Raw genomic sequence first — 25,810 nt, 5'->3', positions numbered from 1 at the left:
TGTCAGCTTTTAGAACAGCTATATCCTATCGGTTTGTCCGTTGGCTTCAGGAGAATACTGACGTATTTGCCTTACACCTAGCCCATTTAGGGCTTGTTTGGGCTTGAACAAAGTTCAAGTCCCGCTACTTGAATTTGTACCAAATCTCCGTATTTTTGTTGCAGCCCGCGCAGATTCTCCTCCACCCCCGGACGCGACAGACTATCAAATAGCCGCACTGGTTGACCGGCAGATAGCAGTCGGTGTGCCAGGTTGGTGCCGATAAAGCCAGCACCGCCAGTAATTAGAACCGGGGCATTCGATTTGGGATTTTTTGGGAATGGGTAATGGGTAATGGGTAATGGGTTGGTTTCTTTGCCATGTTCCACGACTAATTCCCGATGACCATCCGCTACATATAGACTCTCGATGTCTTGTACTGCTTCGATTCCACCCGTTGCCCACAGGCGGAATAACAGCTTTGGCGTGCCGTCTGGGCGCTTGAATCCCATGTGATAATGTCGCACGTCCGAGTGCAACCCATCTTGGGTCGGCAAGTCTGGATGCAAATCGTAGGCGGCGTACCAGTACACGCGATCGACTGGCGCTGCGATCGCATTTACAAATGCCCGCAATTGTCCGTGTTCGTCGTGCTTCCAGGTGGAAAAGCCGGTTTCGGTAATCCAAATTTCCGGTTCTAAGCTGTATCGTTCCAGCACTCTTCGCACTTTCGATACTTTCACCGACCATTCCTGCCAATCAAATTCCCAAGTGCCAGGGAAACCGTGAATTCCTACTGCGTCGATGTTGGCTAAAACACCGCGATCGCATAGAATCCCCAGTAAGTTGGGATCGACCGGACTCATCCCCGCCAAAACCGTCTTCTTCCCGCGCTGTTGCGCCCAATAGGCAGCGCCGCCCACCATTTCGCAGAAAATCTTCCATTGGGGATCGAGCCGCCAGTCCCAGTCATTCAAGTTATTTGGCTCGTTCCACAGCTCAACCCACTTGAAATACTTGCCGAAGCGGGTAATCATCTCATCGAGAAAATCGGCGTAATCCTTCGGCGTGCGAGGTGGCGAACAGGTTCTGGGAACGATCCCTAGGGAGGGTGGCAGGTAGTGAAAACAGGGCAAGACGTTGACTTCCTGCGCCAGCCGGGGCAATAGCCAGGTGTACCACTCTTGCCCCGCCGGGGTGTACCAGTCTGCCCAAGAAACCCCAGTCCGCAGTTCTTCCACCCCAATGGTCTTTAGGTCAGTCAGCACCTGCTCGACTCGCTCGGATTCGCCCGGACGGAACCACTCTAGGATGCCAATTGTCGGACTGTTCATACTGTCAGCCCCCGTGCTGCGAGTTCGGCACTGGCTTCTACAACCCGGTCTAATGCCACTTGTACTTCTAGCCATTGGCTTAGCTCAACCAAGCCTTCTCGTAAGCTGACGCGGGGTTGGTAGCCTAAGATTTGACGAGCTTGGGTAATATCGGCGAAGCAATGTCGGACATCGCCGACGCGATATTTGCCAGTAATCAGCGGCTGAATGTGTTCCTTACCTAACACTTGAGCCATGAGTTGGGCGGCTTCGCGGACGGTATACTGGCGATCGCTAGCGATATTAAACACTCCTCTTGCCGCTTGCGGGACTTCCAAAGCCAGTCGGCACGCCTGCACCACATCGTGAATGCTGACAAAATCGCGCTTTTGATACCCGTCTTCAAAAATTAAGGGAGGATTGTTGTTGAGTAACCGGGAGGCAAAAATAGCTAGAACGCCCGTATAAGGGTTGGAAAGGGCTTGCCGCGTCCCATAGGTATTAAAAAACCGCAGTCCTACGGTACTCATGCCGTAAGCTTGCCCAATCATTAAGCACATCCGCTCTTGGTCATACTTAGAAAGGGCATACACGGAGGCGAGTGCTGGTTGTTTTGTCTCCGGCGTCGGTATTGGTGTCAGCACTTCATCCGCAGCATTCCGAACTTCCCAGTCACCCGCTTTCAGTTGCTCTAGCGTCCGTTCCCACCCAGTACTTAGGCTGCCATTGGGTGTCTTGTAGAGTCCTTCGCCGTAAATGCTCATGCTTGACGCAACAATTAATCGCTCGACGGGTCGATCGATCAGCGCTTCCAGCAACACAGCCGTACCGAGATTGTTGGTACTGGTGTATTTTGTGATTTCATACATACTTTGCCCGACACCTACCACAGCGGCAAAATGGTAAACGGCGTCAATTCCTTTCAGGGCGCGTTGCACAACCTCTGGATCTCGGATATCCCCAACGATTAACTCAACTTCAGAATTCAAATAGCTGGGTCTTTTTTTGTCCGCGCCGTGAACTTGAAATGAGAGGCTATCGAGGGCGCGGACACGGTATCCAAGCTTGAGCATTTCGTCTGCTAGGTGCGAACCTATGAATCCTGCTCCACCAGTAATCAGAATATGTTTGCTCAAGCGCGATATCCTGTAGAGACAGAAGCAATTAGCCATTAATAGCCAGCACGACCTAACAGACCATTAGGGTTAAAAATGTTCTATTGGCTACTAATTTTTAATTGTTTCCTGCTGAATATCAGCTATATTCAAGGGTTGGTGGTGGCGATTCATCAGCCGAATGGAATATCTTCTTCTTCTTAACAAAAGGCTGTATACAACCTAACAAGTTGATGAAATTTGAGTTCTGTAAATGAATTCTGCCGTTATCTTAAGTAAGTTTTAATTGAAAGCTTTCAAAGCATTTGAAGGATTTCTTTGGCAGCGCGATCGCAAACTCCCAATTCTCCCATTGAGGAGCGCATTTCTTGATAATCTGCGACAGTTTGCTGGCGGCGTTCGGGATTGAGTAGGAGTTCTAAAGCTTCTTGGACAATGTTTTCTGGCGTCGCTTGCTCTTGCAGCAATTCTGGCACAATCGACCGCATCAGTACCAAGTTGGCTGGCGACATGAAGGGAATCGAGAATTTTAGAAGATTTCGGGCAATCCAATAGGTAAAGCGACTAACGCGGTAGAGAACCACCTGCGGCACCTTTAAAAGGGCAAGTTCCAGATTTACAGTCCCCGACTTGGCGATCGCTAAATCAGCCGCCGCCAGAACTTCCTGACTTTTACCATCAACCAGAGTCGCATTTAAACCATAATGCTCAATCGCCTCTTCAATTTGGAGCCGATAAGCTTCCAGAGACAAAGGAATCCAGAAATGAACTTGAGGCAGTTTGTTTTGGATAACTTTAGCCGCCTCAAACATAACCGGCATGAGATACTTGAGTTCTTGAGGACGGGAGGCAGGGAGAAGCGCGATCGCTATTTGTTCTGGCTCTATCTCCAAGATTCTTCGCGCCTCTTCTCGGCTGGGAGCCTTTTGCATCCGATCCACCAAGGGATGCCCCACCCAGGCAGCCGATGCCCCCCATTTTTGGAAATATTGCGCTTCCTCTGGGAAAATCGCCAACACTAGGTCGCTAATCTCGATGATTCGAGTAGTGTCGCGCTTAAAGGGCGACCAAACCCATACCTGCGGGGTGATGTAATACACTACTGGCACCTGCGGCATCTGTCGCTGGATATAGCTGCCCACGCCAATATTTGGCCCCAAGTAATCAATTAGCACTACCAGATCGGGCGGGTTAGCTCGTAGGTACTGTTTGGCTCGACGCTGGACTTGTAAGGTCGGCAACACATAAGGGAGAGATTCTAAAAGCCCCACCGAACCAATCCCGCTTGTATTGCTCAAGAGAGTAGCACCAGCCGCCGCCATGCGATCGCCCCCCAAGGCAACAATCTCTAATTCCAAGCCAGTTGCCTGTGCTTGTCGATAAAGCGCCTCAATCAGTAGTGCCCCTTGCAGATCCCCTGAAACTTCGCCAGTGCTGATAAATATACGCATTAATTTGAAAATTGGTAATTGGGAGTAATCGGTAATGGAGTAGAGACGCGATTTATCGCGTCTAAGTTTTGAGTGTGGAATTAAAGAAATTTCTTTTAACTCAAAACTCAGACGCGATAAATCGCGTCTCTACAACTTTTTTCCCAATTACTCTTCATCCTTATGGTTCCTTCTTTTCCCTGGAATTGGGCCGCGACGTCCGGGCGTTTGAGAAAGTTGCAGGAACCGGCGCAGGTGCTGCAAGTATTCGTTATCTGGGAGCAGATCCAGTTGTTCTAGAGATTGATTCAGGGGTAATCCAGAACGGTAGAGAATCCGGAAGGCTTTTTTGAGGATTCCCAACTCAGCGGCAGATAAACCAGCGCGTTTGAGTCCCACCAGATTGAGACTGCGTACCCGCGAAGGATTTCCCTCCACCAGCAGATAAGGGGGCACATCGCGGTCAATGCGACTCATTCCGCCCACCATCGCGCCTCGCCCGATGTGGACAAATTGATGAATCCCCAGGACGCCACCAATCACCGCCCGCGAATCAATGTGGACGTGCCCAGCTAGCGCCACCGCATTAGAAATTATCACTTTATCTGCGATCGCGCAATTATGAGCAACGTGGACATAAGCCATCAGCAAGTTGCCATTGCCAATTACCGTAGCTTCATCCTCGCCAGTTGCCCGGTTAATTGTGACATACTCTCGAATTCGGTTGCGATCGCCAATTTTTACCCAGCTTTTAGCCCCGTCATACTTCAGGTCTTGGGGTTCTAAGCCAATTGCTGCCCCCGGAAAAATGTGATTTTGTGCGCCAATCTCCGTTGGTCCTTCGATTACCACATGAGCGCCAATCGTGGTTTCGGGGCCAATTTTTACTTGTTCTCCAATCACCGCATAAGGCCCAACTTGCACGCTGGGGTGTAGTTGAGCGTCAGGGTGAATTATAGCGGTGGGATGGATCATATACAGGACTGTTAGCGCTCTTCGGCGCTTTCTTCGCGGACTGTCAAGCGTTGCACGGACTGAGTAAATAAAAGTGACAAGTCAGAAATCAGAACTGAGGAATGAGGAAAAGTTGTAGAGACGCGATTTATCGCGTCTGATTTATCGCGTCTGATTTATCGCGTCTGATTTATCGCGTCTGATTTATCGCGTCTGAGTTAGGTGTTACGAGTCAGAATTCAACCATCAGCTTCTTCAACTAATGTGCCATCAAAATTCTTTTCTCAAACCTGTTTTTCAGCCTGCGAATAGAGTAGCGCTATTAGCGTTCACTCCTCAGTCCTCATCACTGTTTTAGTCAACGATAGAAAACATCAGTTCGCCTTCTGTAGCCAATTGACCATCGACTTCGGCACGGGCGTGCATCTTTCCAAAACGACGCCGTTTGACACACAGCAGTTCCACGGTCATTACTAGCTGATCCCCCGGTACTACGGGGCGACGGAAGCGGACTTTATCAATGCCAGCAAACATAAATAAGCCGTTCTCAATATCTGGTAGTTGGGTCAATACGATCCCGCCCACTTGAGCCATTGCTTCCACAATTAATACCCCAGGCATAATCGGACGACCGGGGAAATGCCCTTGAAAATGGGGTTCGTTGAAGGTGACATTTTTGATGCCCACAGCCCTTTCTCCGGCCACGTACTCGATTATCCGATCCACCAATGCAAAAGGATACCGATGGGGCAGCAATTTTTGAATGTCTTCGATCGTGAGGATGGTTTTGCCAGGGGACTGGCGGTTTGGATCTGCTATTTCTTCGGCGACATTTTTGGCTTGGGGCGTCGCAGGCGCAGCAGCATCGGGTGTATTGACTTCAATCAGTGTGGACATGGGCTGTATGACAGGGATTAGAGGCTAGGGGCGAGATCAGCGATCGCGCAGCCAATTTACACTTGCTCACTCAGGGCGACTCGCTTTTCTTGGAGTAACTGGTGGGTAAGTTGGATATGCAGGTGATGGCTGGCTTTGTAGGCGAGGATATGAGCTTGCGGGAAATATCCCAGTAAACTTAAATCCCCTACTAAATCTAAAAGTTTATGACGCACTGGCTCATTTGAAAATCTTAAGGGAGGATTAAGCCATCTTTGTGAATCGCAAACGAGGGCGTTGTCTAAACTTCCGCCTTTAATTAAACCTGCGGCTTGTAACTGCTCAATTTGGTGAGCCAGACCAAACGTGCGGGCGGGTGCGATCGCTTCTGCAAAATTTTCTTGCCTCGGCGTCCAGCTGTACCACTGGTTGCCAATCGCTGCTGAGTCGAAGTCGATTCCGTAGGAGAAGCGCAACTCCGGTGCTGGTAGGGCGGCGACAAAGGCATCGCCTTGATAGACCCATACGGGCTTTTCCAGCTTAAAAGTTGAATCGGGAATTAATTCATCGTTACCGACAACGCCTGCGATCGCGATCGCTTCGACCCAAATCAGCGCTGAGCCATCCAGCAGGGGCACTTCCGGACCATCAATCTCAATTCGAGCGTTATCTACACCGCTGCCCGCTAAAGCTGCTAGCAGGTGTTCCACAGTCCGAACCCGCGCCTCTCCACTGACGGCAAGTTCGGTGGAAAGGGTCGTCTGACTGACTGCCTCCACCCGCGCTGGAATCACGGGTGCCCCAGTCAGGTCAACTCTGACAAAGTAACGCCCCTCCCCAGCCGCCGCTGGTAGCACTCGGACATGAGTGGGGACGCCACTATGTAGACCGATGCCAGATTGTTCAAAAGATCCTTTCAGAGTGTGTTGTTTCATAATTAAAAATGTAAAATTAAAAATTAAAAATTGCAGAATTTATCCTAATTTTTAATTTTTAATTTTACATTTTTAATTTTTAGAATCTCTCCCCAATTCCAAAGTGGAGGCGGCTGTCCCCTTCGTTATTAAAACCATAGTCGATGCGAATCGGGCCGAGGGGAGATTGCACCCGGACGCCAAGACCATAACCAAAGCCGCTTCCGGGCTTGCCACGCACCCCAGCCGGATCTCCGGGCACACTGCTGCCAGTACCGAGATCGGTTGCCGCATCGACAAACAAAGCACCGCCCACAATCGAGAAAATCGGGAACCGATACTCTGCTGTCGCTTGGATAAAGCTGCGACCGCTGCCGACATCTCCTTCCTCAAAACCCCGCACCGAGTTACTACCGCCCAGAGAGAAGGCTTCATAGGGAGGTAAATCGCCGACAACGGTTCCGGCTTGAACATTGAAGGCGAGCGCTTGCGGCCCTGAGGAGAAGTTCGTATATTTGACGGGAAGGTAGTAGCTGTAGCTACCGCGCAGACGGTTAAACAGAATCCCTCCCGCTCCTACGGGGATAGACTGTTCAACGCCTAGGCGCAGCAGAGATCCAGAGGTAGGAATCACGGCACTGTTACGGCGATCGCGCACCACCCCAAATTGTACGGTCAACAAGTCGTCTTTCCCTTCTCCACTAAAGCTCAGGTCATTTCCTAGCTCATCCTTCGGGCTAATATCGCCATCGGAATTCCGGATCGAAACCCGTTGATACTGCAAGCCCAGACTGGCTCTCCATTCCGGATCTTCAAAAACATTTTGGGAAAGCGGACGGGTAAAGGTGACGCCACCCCCCAATCGCAGTACGCGGGGTCTGTCTCCATCAGGCAATTCCACCTCTGTGTCACCGCCATCAAAAATCAGCGAAATTGACCGGCGTCTGAACCCATTGACGGTGTAGGAGGTCCGGTAAGGATCGCCAGCAATCCAGGGATCTGTGAAGTTGACATCAAACAGCAGTTCTCGCTGACCGACCTGCAACTCTGCCCCCAGCTTCTGGTTATTGCCCCCCAGATTTTGCTCTTGATAGCTAATGGTGCCGAATAATCCGCTGGCGGAACTAATCCCAGCACCTGCTGCTACTGAGCCGGTGTTCTTCTCAATCACGTCCACGACCACCACCACTTTGCGCGGATCTTGACCCGGCTTGAATGAGAGTCGCACATCTTCAAAGATGCCTAAGCGAAAGACTCGGCGCAGATCCCTTTCCGCTTTCGTCCGGTTAAAGACCTCTCCAGAATTCAGTTCGATTTCTCGCGTGATGATGAAATCGCGGGTGCGACCCCGGATGGCTTGACCCTCATCATTCGTGGCTTCTCCGTCTTTGTTGAGAAAGCGGACTTGGATATCTTCAATCAGCCCTTCTGCTACCTCTAGACGTACCGTGCCATCCTCAGCAATCTGGGGTGCGGCAACCACCTGTGCCAAGTCATAGCCGTTTTGTTTGTACCACTGGTTTAATTTTTTAATGCCTTCTTGCAGCTCGCGGATGTTGAGGGTGCGACCATACTGAGGCGAAAAGGTGTCATCGATTACCTTTTGGGGCAGTGCCCGCTGACCTTGGTCGGCAGGGACGGGGACAACGACCACCTGACGCAAAACCGGGTTAGGCTGTACCACAAAGACGACGCGGACGCCCAGCGGGGTATCCTGTGGCTCTACTCTGGCGTTGCTGAAAAAGCCCGTGGCGTAGATGGCATTCACGTCTTCCTGTAACTGGCTCCGGGTCGCCGTTTGTCCGGGTCGGGTGCGAATTGCCTGGTAAACTTCGTTTTCTAGTTCCCCTTCTACGCCGGTGACGACGACTTCACCAACTAGCACTCGTGCTTCTGGCTGGTCAGCAGGCGCAGGTTGTTCAGTTTCAGGGGGTGTCGCGGGTTGTCCATCTTCAGGGGTTGGCGCAGGTTGTTCGCGTGGCTCCGGCAACTCAAGATTCGGCTGAGAGGGCGTCCCAGGCGTGAGATCGAATTCAATGGTATCCGGCGTCTCTTGTTGCGGTGTTGATTGGGTGCCGGGGGGCGGAACCACTGGCTCTGTTTCCGGAGTGGGAGATGATGGAAATTGGGTCGTGGGGGTTTGGCTGAGTACGGATGAAGAGGATTTTGACCCTACAGGCTCCGTTGTTTCTGGAACCCTCACGGTGTTAACCACCACGTTGTTGGCTGGTGGCGCTTCCTGACGACTGCTACTAGCGTCAGCAACGCGCTCTGGTTTAACTGGGACGGTTGCGGTGGTGGAGCGTGCAACAATCTGAGTGAGTCTGGACGACTGTCTAATCGCCCTTACAGGCGGAGTCGTCTCTGGGGCACTCACAGCATTGACGACTACGTTGTTGGTTGGTTGAGATTCCTGGCGATCGCGTCCTGTGTCAGTCTGAGTATGCTCGATATAATCGCCATTTGTCGTTTGCCCTCTGGCAGGGAATGCTACACAACAGGCAGATGAGGCAGCCAAAATCGTCAATAAAAAGGGAGATAAGCGCATTTTTTTACTCGTTTTCGACACTTCCACACACCTTGAAAATAAAGACAAAAGTAAAAAACCAAAGAAAGAATCTTTTTTGTTTTTACTTTTTACTGGTTACTTGTTCGAGAACTCTTTTTAGAACTTGCTGGTAGGCGTCTTCCACCTGCCCCAAATCCCGACGGAACCGATCTTTATCCAGCACCCGCCGGTCGGGATCGTCTTCAGACTCATCCCAAAGGCGGCAGGTATCGGGGCTGATTTCGTCTCCCAGTCGCATCTTGCCATGCCGGTCAATGCCAAACTCCAACTTGAAATCCACCAGGGTAATCCGGCATTGGTGAAAAAAGTCTCTGAGAATTTCGTTAATCCGCAAGGCGCTACTCTGTAATTGGTCAAGCTGTTCTGGTGTAGCTAATTTCAATAACAAGAGGCGATCGCGTGTTAACAAGGGATCTCCCAGCTCGTCATTTTTAAAATAAAATTCCACCAGCGGATCGGGCAGGACGGTGCCCATCGGCAACCCTGTTTGTTGACACAGACTTCCAGCCGCAATGTTCCTGACTACCACTTCTAATGGCAGAATCTTTAACGCCTGGACGCGCATTTGGTTGGGTGCCGGACAGTCGATTAAGTGGGTCGGGATGCCCGATGCTTCCAAAACCTGGAACAAATAAGCGGCAATGGTGCAGTTAATTTCACCTTTGCCTACAATCTGACCCCGCTTTTTGGCATTAAAGGCGGTGGCGTCGTCTTTGAAATGAGCCAGCAGAATGTCCGGATCGTCGGTGGTATAGAGAATCTTGGCTTTGCCTTCGTAAAGGCTGGTTGATTGGGCGGACATGGAAAGTCGTTGTTTGTATTAATGGATCGTCGGCAGCAGCACAGAAGATTTTAATGCCTTAGGAGTCGAATGGCGTCAACATCTGGGCATCTGGGAGTAACTGGCATAATTTTTAGTTAAGAGATGGTTAAATTTAGATTAATTTGTAATTAAAATGAGCGCAGCCCTTTGTGCAAAGATCACAATAGTAGCTAGTTGCAAGGTCAAGAGTCGAACAAAACACCAGGTAAACCCCGATTCCAACAGCTAGCGACCAGCTTAAAGTTCTACCGACTCCCAGGTGGATCGGGGCAACGGTCGGAATGCCTCCCTGTTTCTCTGGCTAGCTTTTCCAGCTTGGGCAAAAAACAGGGTAAAGATAGGTTCGATTCTCACACCAGCAGGTTGAGTAGTTTATCCCAAGGAGGTAATCTATGGCAGACCGCTCTGATTTTCTTTATCCTCGTAGTCGTTACTACGGTCAAGTCAAGCCAGAAAACCTGGTTTTCAACGCAAATTTGCAGGAATTTGCTCAACGGGTGAATTACATCTGCAACCTGGAAACCGGCGGTAAAATTTCATCCTCCGAAGCCTACGAACAAATTAAGAGTCTCTGGAAGCAGTTGAAAAAAACGAAAAAGCAACTCGCCATCGGCGAGAACCCTTTCCAGAGTGGAGAGGATAACCCGGAAGGGTGAGGTGCAAAAGGGGCAGCTTCTAGAGAATTTGCACCAATTAGCGATTAGCGATTAACCTCATTTGCTGGTCATCGTGTGGACTCCATCCCAAGCATCTGTAGGTGGTTGCTTAAGGTAGTTCTTACAGCGTTCCAGGTGGACTGTAACTGCCTGGTCGGTGGGTCGCAGGCTGTAGGCGTCGTCAAAGTAGGTCATCGCTTTTTGGAAGCTCCTCCCCATGTAGGCTGTACGCCCAAGATGATAGAGATCGAGAAAGTTCTTCGTGGAGTCGTCGAGATGCTGTCGATGGTCGCCGATCAACTCGTAAATACTGACGGCGGAAGTTTTGCCCTTGACGCGGATTTTGTCTAACTCTCGTACAAGGATGCGATCGCGGCACAAATTGTAGGTAAACTCGCTCAAGATAATATCGCAGCCGTACTCCTTAGTGACGCTTTCCAGGCGAGAACTCAAGTTCACCCCATCGCCGATTACCGTGTAGTCCATCCGTTTGTGGGAACCGATGTTGCCGGAGACGACTTCTCCAGAACTCAGTCCAATGCCAATATGAATTTGCGGCTGGTTTTCAAATAAACGGCGACGGTTAAACTCTGCCAACCGGCGGCGCATATCCAACGCCGACTGAACCGCCATCCAAGCATGATTTTCCGCCAAGGGCAGAGGGGCACCAAACACCGCCATCAAGGCATCGCCGATAAATTTATCCAAGGTGCCTTCGTGGTTAAATACTGCTTCTACCATCGTTTCAAAATACTGATTCAGCAGCGAAACCACTTCCGAAGCCCCTAAATTCTCCGTCAGCGTGGTGTAGCCCCGGATGTCGGAAAATAAAATTGTTACATCCTTGCGTTCGCTCATCATCAGCGCCTTATCGCCCAGTGCCATGACTTGCTCTGCCACTCTAGGCGTCATGTAGCGATACAAGGTAGATTTCATCCGTTTTTCGTGGCTGATGTCTTCCAAGACCACCAAGCCGCCCCTGACGCCTCCTTCCGGGTTGGTGAGGGGATTCACGGTGAGATTCATACTCCGTTCAATTTCCTGGACTTGATCGGCACTCAGAACCTCATGACAAGTGTGCGTGCCGACAGCGCCAGGAGTGCATGATTCATTCCAGGGAATGAAGATGTTTGAGTTGATGCGATCGCGTATTGCCAGAATATAGACTCCAGTTGGTTCTCCCTCCGAGTCAGATGTCACATCAGAATTCAGAACTTCTGCTGCCTGCTGACACTTGGCGCATTGTGCCTGCACCGACGATTCCGGCATTGCTCCTACCACTGCTGCTGACGGCTGGTGGCTCTTCTCTACATACAAACCCACTGTCAGGGTTTGCTCCGGCACATATTGCTTGGCACCCGTCTTCAGACTATCCTGGAGGCGAAACTGGAGATGTTCAATGGGCACCACATCCCAGACGAAGCGACCGATCAGTTTCTGCTCCCACAGATGCTTGTTGTTTTTCCCAGCGGTTTCCCGAATCGGGCACCCCAGCAACTCCAGTGCAGCTTCGTTAATCGTGACCACCCGTCCCTGCATATCTGTAGAGATGACTGCATCGGAGAGACTTTGCAGGATATCTTTTTGATACTGCTTTTCCAGCATCACATTCTCGAAGAGTTTGGCATTTTCCAGAGCAATCCCCGCCTGGATATTAAATGCCTGCATAAACTCTTCGTCTGAACTCGTGAAGCTGCCTGGTTGCTTGTTAATTAACTGCGTAACGCCGATTAATTCCATTGATGAATTAAACACCGGCATACACAGAATATTGCGCGTCAAATAACCCGTCCGTTGGTCGGCGCTGGGATCGAAACGCGGATCTTTATAGGCATCCGGGATATTCAGCGGCTGACGAGTGGAGGCAACGTAACCGGCAATTCCTTTGTTGGCAGGAATGCGAATCGGGATGATCTCCGTGCCATCTTTGTTGGCAACTTTTGTCCAGAGTTCTCCCGTTTCTTTGCTCAGCATAAATAGGGTGCTGCGATCCGCCTGCATCAGATCCCGCGCTTGTTCCATCACAAAGCGCAGAGTTGCTTCCAAGTCAAGACTTTGACCGAGATAAGTGGTTGCCCGCAACAGTGCGGCTGCCCCTCGCTGCTTGCGTGCCGCCATATAAAACGACTGGCAGCTTTCTAGGATAATGCCGATGGAGGCGGCAAAGTCGCGGAATCCCTGTTCATCCTCCTCGGTAAACGGCCCATCCCCAGCTTTATTTAATAGCTGAACGACCGCAACAATCTGGTTTTTACTGCTATAAATCGGCATACAAAGCAGACTGTGGGTGCGGTAGCCCGGTCGCTCATCAACTTCCTTGTTAAATAGTGGGTGAGAGTAGGCGTCAGGAATATTCAAAGATTCGCCGGTGCTGGCGACGTGACCGGCAACGCCAATATTAATGGGAATCCGAATTTCTTTGGTGGCTCTCCCAGTGTCGGTATCGGGAATTTTTGACCAAAGTTGATTTTTTTCTTCGTCTACTAAAAAAATAGTGGTGCGGTCTGCTTGCAGAATTTGACCCATTTTTAGGGTAAAGGCGTCCATGACCTGCTCCAGCATGGTTTCCAGAGCTTCGTTGTTGATCATGTCGATCGCCCGCAGAAACTGCTGAAATTCAGCGGTAATAAAGTCGAGTAAGCAGATAAACTCGCCGAATGACAGGTCTTTGACGCGCGAGGTCAGGGCGCTAGTACGATTGAGTTGGGTAAGCTGAGTTAACGTAGCCAGAACGCTGCCGGTATTAGAGAGTGTCATGGGGAGGAGCATTTGCAAGCTGTGGTTTTAGCTATTAGCTGTTAGTAGTAAGCGATTCGCACTTTATATGCATTAAATTTAGTCAAAATATCCGTAAAAGCGTACAATCGCGATTAATTCTGAAAAAAACTAGCCGACAAACGCAAGTTTTCGCATCTGTACGGGGAAAAAGGGTTATTCAAGCTGGGTTTGTTTGGTGTCCACCTACTTAGCTAATTGTTATCGCTTATTTGTAAATTAAGCACCCACTAACCTAATTTAACCTCGGAGACCAGAAATCCTCATCCGTAGTGTTTAGGAATATGTATTAATTAGCGGCGTTTCTGGGGTCAGTTGTCAGTTGTTTTTCTTGACCCCTCTCGTGCTGACCCCTCTCGTGCTGACGATTGACTGTTAATGAATCGCTGATGTGTAGTAATTTTGCAGCTGGCGGGTGGCGGCAGCCCAACCCCAGCGTTCGGCTTCGAGGCGGGCATTTTGCCGCAGGGTTTCCCGTTCTTCTTGATGGGCGAGGAGGCGCTGGGTGGCAGCGATCGCTCCCTCTTCATCTTTTGGGTCAAATAAATAACCGTTGACGCCATCGGTAACAATATCGGGAATCCCTCCGGAACGGGCGGCGACGACTGGACATCCCGCTGCCATCGCCTCCAACAGCACTAATCCCAAAGTTTCGGTGCGCGAGGGAAAAATAAAGGCGTCTGCTGAGGCAAAGGCTGAGGCGAGTTCAACGCCGGTAAGATAGCCGACGAAATTGGTGGGCGTCCCGGCAAAGTATTGTTGCAAGGCTTGTCGATGGGGGCCATCTCCCACTAAGGCGAGACGAGCGTTGGGAATGGCTGCTAGGACGGGCTTAATGCGGTCAATTTCCTTTTCTGCACCTAGACGCCCTACGTAGAGTAATAAGGGGCTTTCAGGGTGTCCTTGGCTGAGATGCGATCGCATTTCTAGGCTTGCCAAGTGGGGTTGAAACAATTCTGTATCCACGCCCCTCTGCCACAAATCCACCCGCTGAATGCCGTGACTTGTAAGTTCCTGCACCATTGCAGTAGAAGTACACAGATTCAGCTGCGCTTGGTTATGGGCTGATTTTAGAAATTCCCACAGCAAACCTTCTAACATTCCCAAGCCGTAGTGCTGGAGATACTGGGGCAAATGGGTATGGTAAGACGCCACTAAGGGAATTTCCATCGCTTTGGCATAATACAGACCCGCCAATCCCAAGATAGCTGGATTGACGACATGAATGATGTCTGGCTGAAACTTTTCCAACTGATGCCCAATGGAGGGGCGTGGTAAGGCAACTTTCAACTCTGGATATAGGGGCAACGGGAAGCCAGAAACTCCGTAGATTCTAGCTTCCTTGTATTCCTTTAACCCACCATCTGGGGAAAAGATTAGCACCTGGTTCCCGCTACGCTGTAAATGTTCGACGGTGTGGCGCAGTCGCGTCACAATTCCGTCAACCTTGGGCAAAAAGGTTTCGGTGAAAAAAGCGATTCGCATAATTCAGTGCTGAGGGATGAGGACTGAGGACTGAGTGAAGATTTAACACAGGACTTACGCAACATCACCACATTTGGGGTCAACCACAGGGGGATTGCCCCTACAAAAGGCTATATGTATAAGCTTTGCGTAAGTCCTGTTAACAGCGATCGCGACTGAGGGCTAAGGACTCAATGAACGGTCAAGATTGAGGAGTTATTAAGGTTTATCTGTCTTTTCAAATGCGACGATTTAACCCAACAACTTGCTTGCCAAAGGTTTATCTGTCTTTTCAAATGCGACGATTTAACCCAACAACTTGCTTGCCAGTTGCCACTCTCTCCTCTATCTCTCTTTTCACTCTCTCCTCAGTCCTCAGTCCTCAGTCCTCATTATTACTGACGGTGCCAGGAAACTTTGGGCATGATGTGATTTTTATCGACGCGGTGCTGGTATTTGATGGCAAAGTTAAGCAGCGAGTCGAGTAAGGCGTCGGAGAGATAATGAGGTTGTAAGCCCAGATCGAGCAAATTGGTGTTTTTAGCGTTGAAGTAGTGTTCTTCCTTCTCGACTCTGGGGTTGTCGAGGTTTTGGATTTCGACATTCAATCCCACAGAATTCCCGGCTTTCTTCACCATTCGGGCTAAGTCCCCGATGCTGAATAGTTCGGTGAACTGGTTAAAGACGCGAAACTCGCCGGGTTGGGCGGGGTTAGCGATCGCTAGTTCCATACATCGCACTGTATCCCGAATATCCAAAAAGCCTCTGGTCTGACCGCCTTTCCCGTACACTGTCAGGGGATGCCCAATTGCCGCTTGGATACAGAAGCGGTTGAGTGCTGTCCCAAAGACTCCATCGTAGTCCAGGCGGTTAATTAACAGTTCATCCATGCCCGTCTCTTCTGTCAAGACGCCGTACACGACACCCTGATTCAAGTCGGTGGCGCGTAGCCCCCAAATCCGGCAAGCAAAGTGGATATTGTGGCTATCATGGACTTTGCTGAGGTGATACATCGATCCGGGCTGCTTCGGATAGGGCAGAGTATCCTTACGCCCGTTATGTTCGATGGTGATGTAGCCTTCTTCAATATCAATGTTGGGCGTCCCGTATTCGCCCATCGTTCCTAATTTGACGAGGTGACAGTCGGGGAAATCTTCCTTAATCGCATACAGCAGATTTAGCGTCCCCACCACGTTGTTCACCTGGGTGATGACAGCGTGTTCTCGGTCAATCATCGAGAAGGGTGCCGAACGCTGTTCGCCAAAGTGGACAATTGTCTCTGGCTCAAACTGGTGCAGCGCCTTGCTTAGGAACTCGTAGTTGGTGATATCCCCAATAAATAGGTCTATGGATTTGCCGGTGAGGTCGCGCCAGCGCTGAAGGCGTTGCTGAATCGGTGCAATGGGGGTTAGGGTATCTGCGCCTAGTTGTAAATCCCAGTGACGCCGCACCAGGCTATCTAGAATGCCGACTTCGTATCCTCGACTGGAAAGATAAAGTGCGGTTGCCCAACCGCAGTAGCCATCACCGCCAATAACCAAGACTTTCATACGGGTTCAATTAATCTTGCTTGCCAACACTCGGTAAATTTACCAGGTAATGGTACCTTCTAGACTATCGAAGTGAATTCCTTTTGAGCGATCGCAGGTACACTCCATCAAGCTTGTAGTCGTTTGATTCTTTCTCGTCTTTCATTCCCGCCTTCGTCATCACTCTTTGGGAGGAAAGCTTTGTTTTCCTGGTGACGGCGACCCAGCAATAAGAGTGAAAGTGTCTCCCAGGCGTCCTGATTGAAGGTTGAAGGTTTCTATCAACCTTCAACCTTCAACCCTTTACACCTTCACTTCATCGGCAAAACTTGCCCAACGGACGAAGTGGAAAGGGCCAGCGACCGATCCCCAAATATGCTCATCGGTTTCGGGGTCGCGTCCCCGATCGAGGCTGATAAACTTGTTTTCGTCTATCTCGAAGGTGCTGTCGAGATAGGTGTTTTGACCTTTGCGAACCACCATACAACCTTTACCGGGTTGGACGGAACCCTTGAAGCTGTGACCTGTCCATTCGACGATCATGTTACAGCCTGGTAATTTTTCCAGTTGGTCTGCTTTGAGGGTTTGCAGGCGATTGAGGTCGCGGGAGGCACCATAAAACTGTTCTTCCTGTTTAACAGTGTAGTTTTCAATTTCGATGCGATCGCCTGAGGTAATTAACTTTAAAACCCGCACCCGGTATGGATCGTTAATCATATAGTCATAGGCTTGTTCCACCAGGAAACTCACGCCAGACAGCAGTTCTAGCGGTAGGGGACGCATAAAGACGCGGATATGGGCAAACAAGGGAGGATTTTCAAACGCTTGTGCCTGGTTGCTGAAATCTGCTGCCATCCAGCGAGCTAAGGTAGCAATATCAGTAGAATGCGTCATTGTTTATTAAAATGCCGTTGTTGAGAAATCATCCCCCTTATTTTAAGATGCGCGATCGCTCCTTCTGAAGTTTAAAACGATGAAGCCACTAGAACGAATGCAGTTGTCCTTGACGGGGCTTTCTGTCGGAGATGCCTTGGGTGACAGGTTTTTTGGGTTGGGAGAAGAACTGAGCGAACGAATACAGCAGCGTCAGGTTCCCCCAAGGTGGCGCTACAGTGACGATACCCTACACAGATACAAAAAAGATTTTCTGGCTCCCCTCTCCGTTCGCGGAGAGGGGCTGGGGGTGAGGTTTTCTTGTGGCATTCAAATAGATTTAAGCTGAAGAAAAAATTCCCTTTTTATCATTTCTTTTGAGGTTCATCTATCTGTGCTGGGCACACTGCTTGATAGAAATCCCCAATGATACTTTCCGATTGAATTTTGACTTCTAGCAGCTTGTCATTTTTACCTACGTTGATATCCCCGACAATTCGACCACTTTGGTCAAACCGAATTGACCGACGCCATCGAAATAAGCCTTTTTTACACTCTATTGCATGATAATTGTCCACCCCAATCGCACCATCTGGTTCGGGAGCTTGAAATAGATTACGTCGCCAAAATTCTACAAGATTTCCCTGACGAACAATCCGCGCATCGTCGATATAGATAGGGGTGTTGTCGAGGGTTTTGCTCACGGGTACCCAAGCTGCGATCGCTCTTGACGTAGCAATCATCGTCATCAAGCCGATCCCGGATACTATAGCTAGACGCAAATGTTGAAAGGTAAGCAACTTAGTCATGGGATTGCCAAGATTATCGAGATTAACTGAAAGGTGAAAAATGTGAGTTTTAAGTGTTTTCAACGCCTACTTTTGAGCCGGAACAATAGAAACTGAGTCGTCTGTTTATCTTGGAAATTATCGTCACTCACTAGAAGTAAACTTTGGCTGCCATCCGGCAAGCGGGGGCCAAAAGTCATGCCTTCCAAATTGCCCAACGGAATGCCTATTTCATCCAAATCCAACAGCAACTTTTTCTTCACTGGCTCAATGCCGGTAAGCTCACCTTTAAGGCTGGTAACACTAGAAATATCCGTTGCCCCGCCCATTGCTGCCTGATAAATCCTCACCCTGTAACCTAACAGACTCAAGGAACGTTCCAAAGTCAGGAAGTGCCCCCCTGCATCCAAAGATAAAAACTCCGGCAAGCCATCTTTGAGCGCCCCACTGGGAGGCGGTTCCATTTGGTATAAATGTTCGGAAATCAGCAGCGGTGGCCCATCGCTGAGCAAATAGTGCAAGATGCGACATTTTGCTCCCTGCTTTGAACTAATTGCTTCGCTATCCTGCATCAATGATGACTCAGTGGCAGTAAATAGACGAAATGGTTCCCCGGTTGCTGGGAGAGTGCCGACGGGATTGAGGGTGAGTGCTTCAAACCCCAAGTTATTCTGGATGCCACGAGTCTGTTTTTTGTTGCTGCTGACATCGGGAAGATAGCGTTCCGGGATGGGTAAGTTCTGCCGCAGGCGTCCAGTTTTTAAGTCAAACTCCCCGATAAAGGGGGGAATGCCATCGCGGGCGACACCTTCGCTAGAGATAAACACCGATTTTTGAGGAGACACGGCAATTCCTTCCGTATCCACCGTACTCTTGGGATAGGTGTTGCCATCTTCCTTGGTTAGAAAGGTAACGTCCTCAACTTCTACTTTCTGGATGCCAATTTTGCCATCGCTGGCGTCATCGATAACCATGTTGAGAGTGTAAAATCGGGCTGGGGCAAACTGACTGCGGTCATCTGAAATTGCGTAGAAACGGTTCTGCTTCCGGTCGTAGGTCAGCCCTGATAAGCCGGAAACAGGTGTATCCTTAAATTTCATCTTGGGCAGCTGGTATTCCCCCAAAAAGTCGAGGGATAGATCCAGAAAAACTCGATCTTGTGTCATTCCTGGCTGGATTCCACAGGAAGTGACAAAAGTCAATAAGGCGATCGCTATCCCCAGCACCCAAGATCGCGGTCTAAATTGCCCACCGTTCACCAGCTTTCTCCTAAACTTCACAACAAGCTCGGAAACTATCGCTTTACTGTAGCAGTCAGTTGGGTGAGAAACGCTACAACTTCTGATATTAACCAGGTCTGCTTGTATAGTTTGTTATTAACAATTTAAACCGCTAAGCCAAAAATATTATGCAGAATTTGCTTGCTCGTCTGTGGTTGCAGCAACGTCGCTCAAGTGCGTTAGGACTGGGAATTGCTGCCGTGTTCCTACTGTGTTGCGGTTCTGTCGGATGGGCAGCAACAGCGGCGGATAATAAACCTAAACCCAACCCCTTAGAGATAACCACGCCCGATCCACTGCTACCGCAGCCGCAGGTGGATCGTCCCCTCAGTCCTCAAGAACTCAGCCAACTAAAGCAGGCTCTGGATGAATTAAATGCCCAGGCAGCTGCTCAGCTTAAAGCAGGTAATGCACCTGCAGCGTTTGAAATTTGGTATCGGGAATTGCGATTGCGGCGAGTGCTAGGGACAGTGGAAGAGGTGGAAGCGCTAGGACGAGTTGGAGCGATCGCTTGGGAAAATAATCAAAAAGTTGATTTGCAAATCATCACCAAGCGTCTGCAAGTAATTCAGGATCGAGCTTTTGGCAGGACACCAGAGCCGAAAGGCAAAACGCCGCGCCAGCAAACAGACCAGAATGGAGGCAAAACAGAAGAAATTGTTTTGTCTTCCCCAGTATCGTCAGTGGACGTAAAGCTATTGCAAGCTTTGGGTCAAGCTTACCAGCAAATACGACTGCCAGTACCCGCGCTGGAGGATTATCAGCTGTTGCTGGCTGATGCACGGCAGCGTCAGGATAAAGCCACAGAAGAGGCAATGCTGAAAATAATTGCCCAATTGCACATGAACTGGTTTGATTATCCCAAGGCAGCGGCAACTTATGAGGAATTGCTGAATTTTGCCACTCAACAGGGCGATACTGTCAACCAAGTGGTTTATCTGCAACAGCTGACTTACATTTACGACAAGGCGAAGCAACCGGAAAATTCTCTAAAAGTCAAGCAACGGCTGGTAGAAAGTTACCTCGCCAACAATGAATTGACTCAGATACCGGCGTTGAAGATAGCGATCGCTACCGATTACGAATCCCTCAAACAACCAGACGAAGCGAGTAAAAATTACCAAGAAGCCTATAATCTAGCCTGGTCTTTACAGCAGTTTGCTTCTGCCAGCGAAGCCTTGAAAAAACTAGGCGATCTCTACCGAACTTATAAACAACCTGAATATGCTTTGCAGGTCTATCAAACCCTCTTGCAGGTAGAACGGCAGTCCTACGATTACTATAACTTGATGAAAACTTACGACCAAATCGGTCAGATTTATCTTGAACGCGGGGACTTAGCGCCAGCAAAAGCAGCGTTTGAACAAGGGTTGGAATTGGCAAGGTCGTTAAAGTATCAGGAAACTTACTTTGCCAATCAGCTAGCACGAGTGACTCAGCAAGGTTCGCAGTAGATATCGGTTCGCAGAAAACTTATCTCTTGTTATCTATAGGACGCAAGTATTTCCCATCCCAAATCTGAAATGGTCTAACTGGGCATTCTGCTCTTACAGGCGCTTGTCCCAGCGAAACAGAAAGCTTTATATTCCTTCAGAGAGAGTTAAAAGACCAGCAAGTTTCCCACCGAAGATTGATTCAGTTTTTTTGGGCAATTGATAATTTTATAAACATAAAGACGGTGCGGTTCTGAGCCAAAATATTAAATATTAGAGCTGCTATCAAATTATCTCCCTTCCTGAGATAGTCTTTGTCCCTTGGTTATAGACTTCTGTGATTTGGTGTTTGCTCTTAGAGCCAAGTAGAAATGCTTGGTTCGTTTTTTTTGAATCACAAAATAGGTGCATCTCACTTTGGGAAAAATGCAAGAACGAGTTTAGTCACGGTTCTATAAATCAAGAAATAAGACGGCGAAGGTAAACTTATTTCGCTAGTCTGGCAAGATTTTCTGGGTGTTTTGGTGGTTTAGGTCGAATGGCACTGAACTTTTGCCAAAATTCCGTAGGCTGGGTTGAGGAACGAAACCCAGCAATCCCTATAGGGCGTTGGGTTGAACGATAGTTAGGACTTACGCAAGAACTCTCTGAAACTCTTATTCCTTCGTGTCCTTTGCGTCCTTCGCGGTTCGTTTTTCCATAACTTGGCGTAAGTCAGTGCGATTCGGTTCACGTTAGTTGTCTTTCCTCAGCTAGACAGCAACTCCACAAGCGTTTTAGCTAGATATTCATACTGCGCCGGAGTGTTGTAAAGTTGAGCTGAAATACGAATCAGCTGTTTGGGAGGTGCAGGCCAATAAATTACTGGCACTTGAATCCCAAAGCGATCGCACAAGGCATCTTGTAGCGGGGGCGTTATTTGCATCTCTGCTCCGCTTTCGGGCATTCCATCTGGCAATGGCACGACTGCCATCGAGCCAATCATCTCATCGGGACACGGTGGCGATACCTGTAGCGTTTCGCAAAGTAGCTGCCGCGCTGTTAATGCCATTGCTCGGTTACGCGCCATCAATTCGCGCCATCCACCTGGTAGCAGCGAACCCAGAAACCGGATGGCTTCTGCGACACACAGATAAGCGCTGGGATCGTCCGTACCCATCCAGTCGAATTCTAGATGAAAGCGCGATCGCTCTTTTCGCGGCGAGTTGGCACCGTGACTAATCGTTAGCGGACGAATTGCCGATTGCTTGTCGCGCCGCACATATAAAAATGCGGCTCCTTTAGGGGAACACAACCACTTATGACAGTTGCCGGTGTAATAAGTCGCTCCGATTTCCCGCAGATTCAGTGCTAGCATCCCCGGCGCATGGGCACCGTCTATCAGGGTATCGACGCCGCGCTCTGCCAGTTGGTGAGCTAGCTGCTGGATGGGAAAAATTAGCCCTGTCTGGCTGGTTACATGATCTAGCAGCGCTAGCTTTGTTCTGGGTGAAACCCTCTCCATCACGGCTTGGATGACTTGTTCTGGCGATGTGATGGGGAAAGGCACTGTCGCCACGACTATCCGCGCCCCAGTCTGACTGGCAATGAAATTGAGTGCATTGCGGCAGGCATTGTATTCCTGATCTGTAGTCAGTAATTCGTCGTTTGGGGAGAAAGAAAGCGAGGAGCTGCTAGGATCGGCTAAGGCAAGCGATCGCAATATCGCATTCACCCCAGTTGTCGCATTCGGGACAAATACCAACTCTGCTGGTGAGGCACCCACGAACTGAGCTAACTCATCGCGTGCGGCATCCAGCAGCGGCTCAAACTCACGCACAAAAAAACGCAAAGGTTCCCTTTCCAGTTGCGCCCGGTAGCGTTGTTGGGCTTCCAGAACCGGCAGCGGACAAGCACCAAACGAACCATGATTCAGGAACGTCACCGCTAGGTCAAGCGACCAAAACTTCTGAAATTCTGAAGGGCGAAGCATGAAGTCTGAAATTTTCTCTTTCATGCTTCATCCTTTGATTAAACTCCCCAGGCAAGATTCGAACTTGCGACCAATCGATTAACAGTCGATCGCTCTACCACTGAGCTACTGAGGATCGTTAACTCAATCTTTTCAACAGTTACTAATATTAGCTAGTGCAAATATAACTTGTCAAGCCCTTTTGCAGTTTTCTGACAATTTTTTGGCTCCGGATCAACTCGCGTCAGCTATTTCTGGTTCAGACGCCACTCAGCGAGACGCTCGCGGGCTTTTGCATCGAGGGAATTGGCTAAAAACCGCCCCGACGAATGTTTTTTGGGTCTGTTTTTGCGTATGACCGCACGAGCGGTTAATTCCACGTCGTAACCTAGCTGTGGCGCTGACATCCATTCTGCGCCGTACCCCACAACTGTTAATTGCTGCGCCCGATCTGATGTAGCGACAATCAAGCGCCGTGCCGATCTGTAGGGATTGTAACGAAAGGAGGCACAGGTTTTTTCGATGTAAGTATCTGCTGTCTGCCCAAAATCCGTGTAATACACTGATAGCTCGTGGGTGATAGCTTCACAATTACTGCGCGTGTCTTGATACTGGGCATCAAATACAACTTGAGTTTCAAAGCCCTTAAAAGCGCTGTAATTGACTAAAGCCTCAATTAATTCGAGACGAGCGGCTTCTAGCCCATTGCGATCGCGGGTTCTTTGCAGGTAAGACCATAGTCCAATGACGTTGTAGCCGTCAACGAGCAAAACAGCCTGCGGGGATGGGCGTTGCATTGTTTTAAGCCAAGATTTTTTAGGTGAAAATAACTATTTCATTATCTTAACAATATAGCAAGTCAGTTCTGTAGTCCTTTTTGCAGAACTACGGCGAATCCTCTTAAAGGAGAGTCTTTGCTTACAAGGGGGAATCCTGAGTTTGCAGGAGGCGTTGTCTTAAGCGTTTTGGCTCTCCTCGATCCACAACGCCGCCCTGCTCCAGTAAGAATGCACCGTCCGCATAATTTAACTCATCTAATCGATGCGTGACCCAAAGGGCAGTCAGACCTCGGCTTTTCACCAAGCTTTGCACTTGCGCGACTAAATCCAACTGAGAATCTGGATCGAGCAGGGCGGTGGGTTCATCTAATAGTAAGACTTCCGAGCGGCGGGCGATCGCACCGGCAATGGCAATTCGCTGTTTCTGACCTCCACTCAGAGCATAGATGGGGCGTCGTTCCAGCGCGAGTAAATTAACCGCCGCCAGTGCCTGCTCTACCCGCCCGCGTATCTCAGCGGGCGAGAGATTTTCCTCTACCAGCCCAAAGGCAACATCGGCACCGACTGTCGGCATCACCAGCTGATGATCGGGATTCTGGAAGACAAAGCCAATCGGGTGTAAAATCTGAATTTCTCCGGCTTGGGGACGCAACAGCCCAGCCAGCAATCTCAACAAAGTTGATTTTCCACTGCCGTTGGTGCCCAAAAGCATCCAGAATTCACCCTTGGGCACCTCCAGAGAACAGGAATCTAAGACTTTCTCTCCTTTAGGCCAGTTGAAGCAAAGGTCTTTGACTTGAATGGCAGGCTTGACCATTTCGACACCAGCAGGAAATGTGTTCATTCAGCGAGGGCGAAGAAACCGGGAGGTCTTCCAGCCGATGCTGTACTGGATTTCTGAGATACTTGAACGGCAACAATCTCGCTACTGAGAATGCCGATTTTTTTCTCTGGCTGGCGATCGCAAGTGAGTTCTAACAGTTGAGCGTTGCTAGAGCGGATTGCACTCAGAATTTCCTGGTAAACGCTTTGGGCATCTTCCTCTGACTTCCGTTGCACCGACAACGACATGGGCGTGTTTTTCAAAATCAGGTCGATTGTAAACATGAGTTAAGCAATTGCAATTAAATATCGGCTCCACATCCCTAGTATCTCAGACGCGAGCCAGTTGCTGCCCGATGGCAGAATTCGTTGAGCAGGGGAGAAAGGAGTTCATCTTCGCGTTTGTAAGCTTCGCCAATCCGGGGTTAGCTAAAGCTGTAAGCGCAGGTACTAACTGGACTGTAGCTAGTCAGACGCAGATGCGATCGCATTTCTCCTCCTACCGTCAAATATTAAAATGAGTTAAACAAATTTACCTAAAACTGTGCAAGTTGGACATAATAAGATTAAACTCAGTAAAGAATCGTAAACTAGGTTGACATCCTAGTTTGTTTTCTGCCTAGCCCATCTGGTTACAGGTGGAGGCAGCAGAAACCTCGATGACTGTACTTATAACTAACCTGTTTGGAGATTTGCTGTCATGACTATCGCAGTCGGACGCGCCCCAAGTTCAAGAGGGTGGTTTGATACCATCGACGACTGGCTCAAGCGCGATCGCTTCGTATTTGTCGGCTGGTCCGGTCTACTGCTATTCCCCTGCGCCTATCTAGCGCTAGGCGGCTGGCTCACCGGCACCACCTTCGTCAGCTCCTGGTACACCCACGGACTCGCATCCTCCTACCTAGAAGGCTGCAACTTCCTCACCGTCGCCGTCTCCACCCCCCCCAACAGCGTCGGACACTCGCTGATGTTCCTCTGGGGACCGGAAGCCCAAGGCGACTTCACCCGCTGGTGCCAACTCGGCGGCTTGTGGACATTCGTCGCCCTACACGGAGCCTTTGCCTTAATCGGCTTCTGCCTCCGGCAGTTGGAAATCGCCCGTCTAGTCGGGATTCGTCCTTACAACGCCCTCGCCTTCACCGGCCCCATCGCCGTCTTCGTCTCGGTCTTCTTAATGTATCCCCTGGGGCAATCCGGCTGGTTCTTTGCACCCAGTTTCGGAGTCGCCGCCATCTTCCGGTTTATCCTGTTCTTGCAAGGTTTCCACAACTGGACGCTCAACCCCTTCCACATGATGGGAGTCGCGGGAATCTTGGGTGGAGCCTTACTGTGTGCCATTCACGGAGCTACCGTGGAGAACACCTTGTTTGAAGACGGCGACAAAGCTAACACCTTTGGAGCCTTCAACCCCACTCAAGCGGAAGAAACCTACAGTATGGTGACGGCCAACCGCTTCTGGTCGCAAATCTTCGGAATTGCCTTCTCCA

Annotated in this window: 22 protein-coding genes and 1 tRNA gene; 4 read left to right on the top strand and 19 right to left on the bottom strand. The window is 49.7% G+C overall.

From position 1 onward, the window contains the following. Nucleotides 1-86 precede the first annotated feature (86 nt). From AC2VDX_RS05025 to purC, 8 genes are all read right to left on the bottom strand, one after another. Nucleotides 87-1,313: an NAD-dependent epimerase/dehydratase family protein gene (locus AC2VDX_RS05025; protein WP_378176389.1), complete on the bottom strand. Its 1,227-nt coding sequence runs from the start codon at nucleotides 1,311-1,313 to the stop codon at nucleotides 87-89. Beyond that, nucleotides 1,310-2,428: an NAD-dependent epimerase/dehydratase family protein gene (locus AC2VDX_RS05020; RefSeq protein ID WP_378176392.1), complete on the bottom strand. Its 1,119-nt coding sequence runs from the start codon at nucleotides 2,426-2,428 to the stop codon at nucleotides 1,310-1,312. Before AC2VDX_RS05020 ends, AC2VDX_RS05025 begins: the two co-directional genes overlap by 4 nt. A gap of 275 nt (nucleotides 2,429-2,703) precedes the next feature. Then, nucleotides 2,704-3,858: a lipid-A-disaccharide synthase gene (gene lpxB / locus AC2VDX_RS05015; protein WP_378176395.1), complete on the bottom strand. Its 1,155-nt coding sequence runs from the start codon at nucleotides 3,856-3,858 to the stop codon at nucleotides 2,704-2,706. A 147-nt stretch (nucleotides 3,859-4,005) separates the two neighbouring features. After that, nucleotides 4,006-4,812: an acyl-ACP--UDP-N-acetylglucosamine O-acyltransferase gene (gene lpxA / locus AC2VDX_RS05010; RefSeq protein WP_378176398.1), complete on the bottom strand. Its 807-nt coding sequence runs from the start codon at nucleotides 4,810-4,812 to the stop codon at nucleotides 4,006-4,008. A 333-nt stretch (nucleotides 4,813-5,145) separates the two neighbouring features. After that, nucleotides 5,146-5,688: a 3-hydroxyacyl-ACP dehydratase FabZ gene (fabZ, locus tag AC2VDX_RS05005; RefSeq protein WP_378176401.1), complete on the bottom strand. Its 543-nt coding sequence runs from the start codon at nucleotides 5,686-5,688 to the stop codon at nucleotides 5,146-5,148. A 56-nt stretch (nucleotides 5,689-5,744) separates the two neighbouring features. After that, nucleotides 5,745-6,602 carry a UDP-3-O-acyl-N-acetylglucosamine deacetylase gene (gene lpxC / locus AC2VDX_RS05000; protein ID WP_378176404.1) on the bottom strand — a complete coding sequence of 286 codons (858 nt, stop codon included), beginning with the start codon at nucleotides 6,600-6,602 and terminating at the stop codon, nucleotides 5,745-5,747. A 79-nt stretch (nucleotides 6,603-6,681) separates the two neighbouring features. After that, nucleotides 6,682-9,129 (bottom strand): BamA/TamA family outer membrane protein, encoded by a 2,448-nt coding sequence (locus AC2VDX_RS04995; protein ID WP_378176407.1) that lies wholly within the window; start codon nucleotides 9,127-9,129, stop codon nucleotides 6,682-6,684. Nucleotides 9,130-9,211: 82 nt separating this feature from the next. Continuing rightward, nucleotides 9,212-9,952 carry a phosphoribosylaminoimidazolesuccinocarboxamide synthase gene (purC, locus tag AC2VDX_RS04990; RefSeq protein WP_378176410.1) on the bottom strand — a complete coding sequence of 247 codons (741 nt, stop codon included), beginning with the start codon at nucleotides 9,950-9,952 and terminating at the stop codon, nucleotides 9,212-9,214. A 413-nt stretch (nucleotides 9,953-10,365) separates the two neighbouring features. On the opposite strand from purC, the gene AC2VDX_RS04985 reads away from it, so the two are divergent. Further along, entirely contained in the window at nucleotides 10,366-10,629 is a 264-nt protein-coding gene (locus AC2VDX_RS04985) for a DUF7219 family protein (RefSeq protein WP_378176413.1), read from the top strand. Between the two features lie 57 nt (nucleotides 10,630-10,686). Here AC2VDX_RS04985 and AC2VDX_RS04980 read toward each other — a convergent pair whose 3' ends face one another. From AC2VDX_RS04980 to AC2VDX_RS04965, 4 genes are all read right to left on the bottom strand, one after another. After that, complete coding sequence (locus tag AC2VDX_RS04980) at nucleotides 10,687-13,386, bottom strand: GAF domain-containing protein (RefSeq protein ID WP_378176416.1); 2,700 nt, start codon at nucleotides 13,384-13,386, stop codon at nucleotides 10,687-10,689. A gap of 393 nt (nucleotides 13,387-13,779) precedes the next feature. Further along, complete coding sequence (locus AC2VDX_RS04975) at nucleotides 13,780-14,889, bottom strand: glycosyltransferase family 4 protein (RefSeq protein ID WP_378176419.1); 1,110 nt, start codon at nucleotides 14,887-14,889, stop codon at nucleotides 13,780-13,782. Between the two features lie 374 nt (nucleotides 14,890-15,263). Then, nucleotides 15,264-16,418, bottom strand: a complete 1,155-nt coding sequence (locus AC2VDX_RS04970) for an NAD-dependent epimerase/dehydratase family protein (protein WP_378176422.1) — start codon at nucleotides 16,416-16,418, stop codon at nucleotides 15,264-15,266. 282 nt (nucleotides 16,419-16,700) lie between these two features. Next, on the bottom strand, nucleotides 16,701-17,291 hold the full coding sequence (locus tag AC2VDX_RS04965; RefSeq protein ID WP_378176425.1) for a chromophore lyase CpcT/CpeT: 591 nt from the start codon (nucleotides 17,289-17,291) through the stop codon (nucleotides 16,701-16,703). A gap of 79 nt (nucleotides 17,292-17,370) precedes the next feature. Here AC2VDX_RS04965 and AC2VDX_RS04960 point away from each other — a divergent pair, with 79 nt between their 5' ends. Further along, complete coding sequence (locus AC2VDX_RS04960; RefSeq protein ID WP_378176428.1) at nucleotides 17,371-17,619, top strand: hypothetical protein; 249 nt, start codon at nucleotides 17,371-17,373, stop codon at nucleotides 17,617-17,619. Between the two features lie 19 nt (nucleotides 17,620-17,638). Here the strand turns inward: AC2VDX_RS04960 and AC2VDX_RS04955 are convergent, their stop codons facing one another. Together AC2VDX_RS04955 and AC2VDX_RS04950 are read right to left on the bottom strand one after the other, a co-directional pair. Beyond that, entirely contained in the window at nucleotides 17,639-18,079 is a 441-nt protein-coding gene (locus AC2VDX_RS04955; RefSeq protein WP_378176431.1) for a surface-adhesin E family protein, read from the bottom strand. Nucleotides 18,080-18,138: 59 nt separating this feature from the next. Further along, entirely contained in the window at nucleotides 18,139-19,317 is a 1,179-nt protein-coding gene (locus AC2VDX_RS04950; RefSeq protein WP_378176434.1) for an esterase-like activity of phytase family protein, read from the bottom strand. Between the two features lie 149 nt (nucleotides 19,318-19,466). Between AC2VDX_RS04950 and AC2VDX_RS04945 the strand changes: the two genes are divergently transcribed. Further along, on the top strand, nucleotides 19,467-20,792 hold the full coding sequence (locus AC2VDX_RS04945) for a tetratricopeptide repeat protein (protein WP_378176437.1): 1,326 nt from the start codon (nucleotides 19,467-19,469) through the stop codon (nucleotides 20,790-20,792). Between the two features lie 727 nt (nucleotides 20,793-21,519). Here AC2VDX_RS04945 and AC2VDX_RS04940 read toward each other — a convergent pair. From AC2VDX_RS04940 to AC2VDX_RS04920, 5 genes are all read right to left on the bottom strand, one after another. Further along, nucleotides 21,520-22,767 carry an aminotransferase class V-fold PLP-dependent enzyme gene (locus AC2VDX_RS04940; RefSeq protein ID WP_378176440.1) on the bottom strand — a complete coding sequence of 416 codons (1,248 nt, stop codon included), beginning with the start codon at nucleotides 22,765-22,767 and terminating at the stop codon, nucleotides 21,520-21,522. A 19-nt stretch (nucleotides 22,768-22,786) separates the two neighbouring features. Next, nucleotides 22,787-22,858: transfer RNA gene (locus AC2VDX_RS04935), tRNA-Asn, on the bottom strand. 112 nt (nucleotides 22,859-22,970) lie between these two features. After that, complete coding sequence (locus AC2VDX_RS04930) at nucleotides 22,971-23,519, bottom strand: NYN domain-containing protein (protein ID WP_378176443.1); 549 nt, start codon at nucleotides 23,517-23,519, stop codon at nucleotides 22,971-22,973. 121 nt (nucleotides 23,520-23,640) lie between these two features. Further along, complete coding sequence (locus AC2VDX_RS04925; protein ID WP_378176449.1) at nucleotides 23,641-24,318, bottom strand: ABC transporter ATP-binding protein; 678 nt, start codon at nucleotides 24,316-24,318, stop codon at nucleotides 23,641-23,643. Nucleotides 24,319-24,341: 23 nt separating this feature from the next. After that, nucleotides 24,342-24,608: a UPF0367 protein family gene (locus AC2VDX_RS04920; RefSeq protein WP_378176446.1), complete on the bottom strand. Its 267-nt coding sequence runs from the start codon at nucleotides 24,606-24,608 to the stop codon at nucleotides 24,342-24,344. A gap of 415 nt (nucleotides 24,609-25,023) precedes the next feature. Here AC2VDX_RS04920 and AC2VDX_RS04915 point away from each other — a divergent pair. After that, nucleotides 25,024-25,810, top strand: a 787-nt coding sequence (locus AC2VDX_RS04915) for a photosynthetic reaction center family protein (RefSeq protein WP_486928110.1), incomplete at its 3' end; no start/stop codon positions are given.

The organism is Coleofasciculus sp. H7-1 (genome assembly GCF_057473865.1).
This window is presented reverse-complemented; position numbering and strand designations above follow the sequence as displayed.

Bases quoted from the DNA above. Each gene is read 5' to 3' on its own strand.
- lpxB (WP_378176395.1), bottom strand. From the start codon at position 3,858: ATGCGTATATTTATCAGCACTGGCGAAGTTTCAGGGGATCTGCAAGGG.
- AC2VDX_RS04970 (WP_378176422.1), bottom strand. From the start codon at position 16,418: ATGAAAGTCTTGGTTATTGGCGGTGATGGCTACTGCGGTTGGGCAACC.
- lpxC (WP_378176404.1), bottom strand. From the start codon at position 6,602: ATGAAACAACACACTCTGAAAGGATCTTTTGAACAATCTGGCATCGGT.
- AC2VDX_RS04945 (WP_378176437.1), top strand. From the start codon at position 19,467: ATGCAGAATTTGCTTGCTCGTCTGTGGTTGCAGCAACGTCGCTCAAGT.
- purC (WP_378176410.1), bottom strand. From the start codon at position 9,952: ATGTCCGCCCAATCAACCAGCCTTTACGAAGGCAAAGCCAAGATTCTC.
- AC2VDX_RS04960 (WP_378176428.1), top strand. From the start codon at position 17,371: ATGAAGCCACTAGAACGAATGCAGTTGTCCTTGACGGGGCTTTCTGTC.
- AC2VDX_RS04925 (WP_378176449.1), bottom strand. From the start codon at position 24,318: ATGGTCAAGCCTGCCATTCAAGTCAAAGACCTTTGCTTCAACTGGCCT.
- AC2VDX_RS04980 (WP_378176416.1), bottom strand. From the start codon at position 13,386: ATGACACTCTCTAATACCGGCAGCGTTCTGGCTACGTTAACTCAGCTT.
- fabZ (WP_378176401.1), bottom strand. From the start codon at position 5,688: ATGTCCACACTGATTGAAGTCAATACACCCGATGCTGCTGCGCCTGCG.
- AC2VDX_RS04955 (WP_378176431.1), bottom strand. From the start codon at position 18,079: ATGACTAAGTTGCTTACCTTTCAACATTTGCGTCTAGCTATAGTATCC.
- AC2VDX_RS04975 (WP_378176419.1), bottom strand. From the start codon at position 14,889: ATGCGAATCGCTTTTTTCACCGAAACCTTTTTGCCCAAGGTTGACGGA.
- AC2VDX_RS04930 (WP_378176443.1), bottom strand. From the start codon at position 23,519: ATGCAACGCCCATCCCCGCAGGCTGTTTTGCTCGTTGACGGCTACAAC.
- lpxA (WP_378176398.1), bottom strand. From the start codon at position 4,812: ATGATCCATCCCACCGCTATAATTCACCCTGACGCTCAACTACACCCC.
- AC2VDX_RS04940 (WP_378176440.1), bottom strand. From the start codon at position 22,767: ATGAAAGAGAAAATTTCAGACTTCATGCTTCGCCCTTCAGAATTTCAG.
- AC2VDX_RS04985 (WP_378176413.1), top strand. From the start codon at position 10,366: ATGGCAGACCGCTCTGATTTTCTTTATCCTCGTAGTCGTTACTACGGT.
- AC2VDX_RS04995 (WP_378176407.1), bottom strand. From the start codon at position 9,129: ATGCGCTTATCTCCCTTTTTATTGACGATTTTGGCTGCCTCATCTGCC.
- AC2VDX_RS04965 (WP_378176425.1), bottom strand. From the start codon at position 17,291: ATGACGCATTCTACTGATATTGCTACCTTAGCTCGCTGGATGGCAGCA.
- AC2VDX_RS05025 (WP_378176389.1), bottom strand. From the start codon at position 1,313: ATGAACAGTCCGACAATTGGCATCCTAGAGTGGTTCCGTCCGGGCGAA.
- AC2VDX_RS04920 (WP_378176446.1), bottom strand. From the start codon at position 24,608: ATGTTTACAATCGACCTGATTTTGAAAAACACGCCCATGTCGTTGTCG.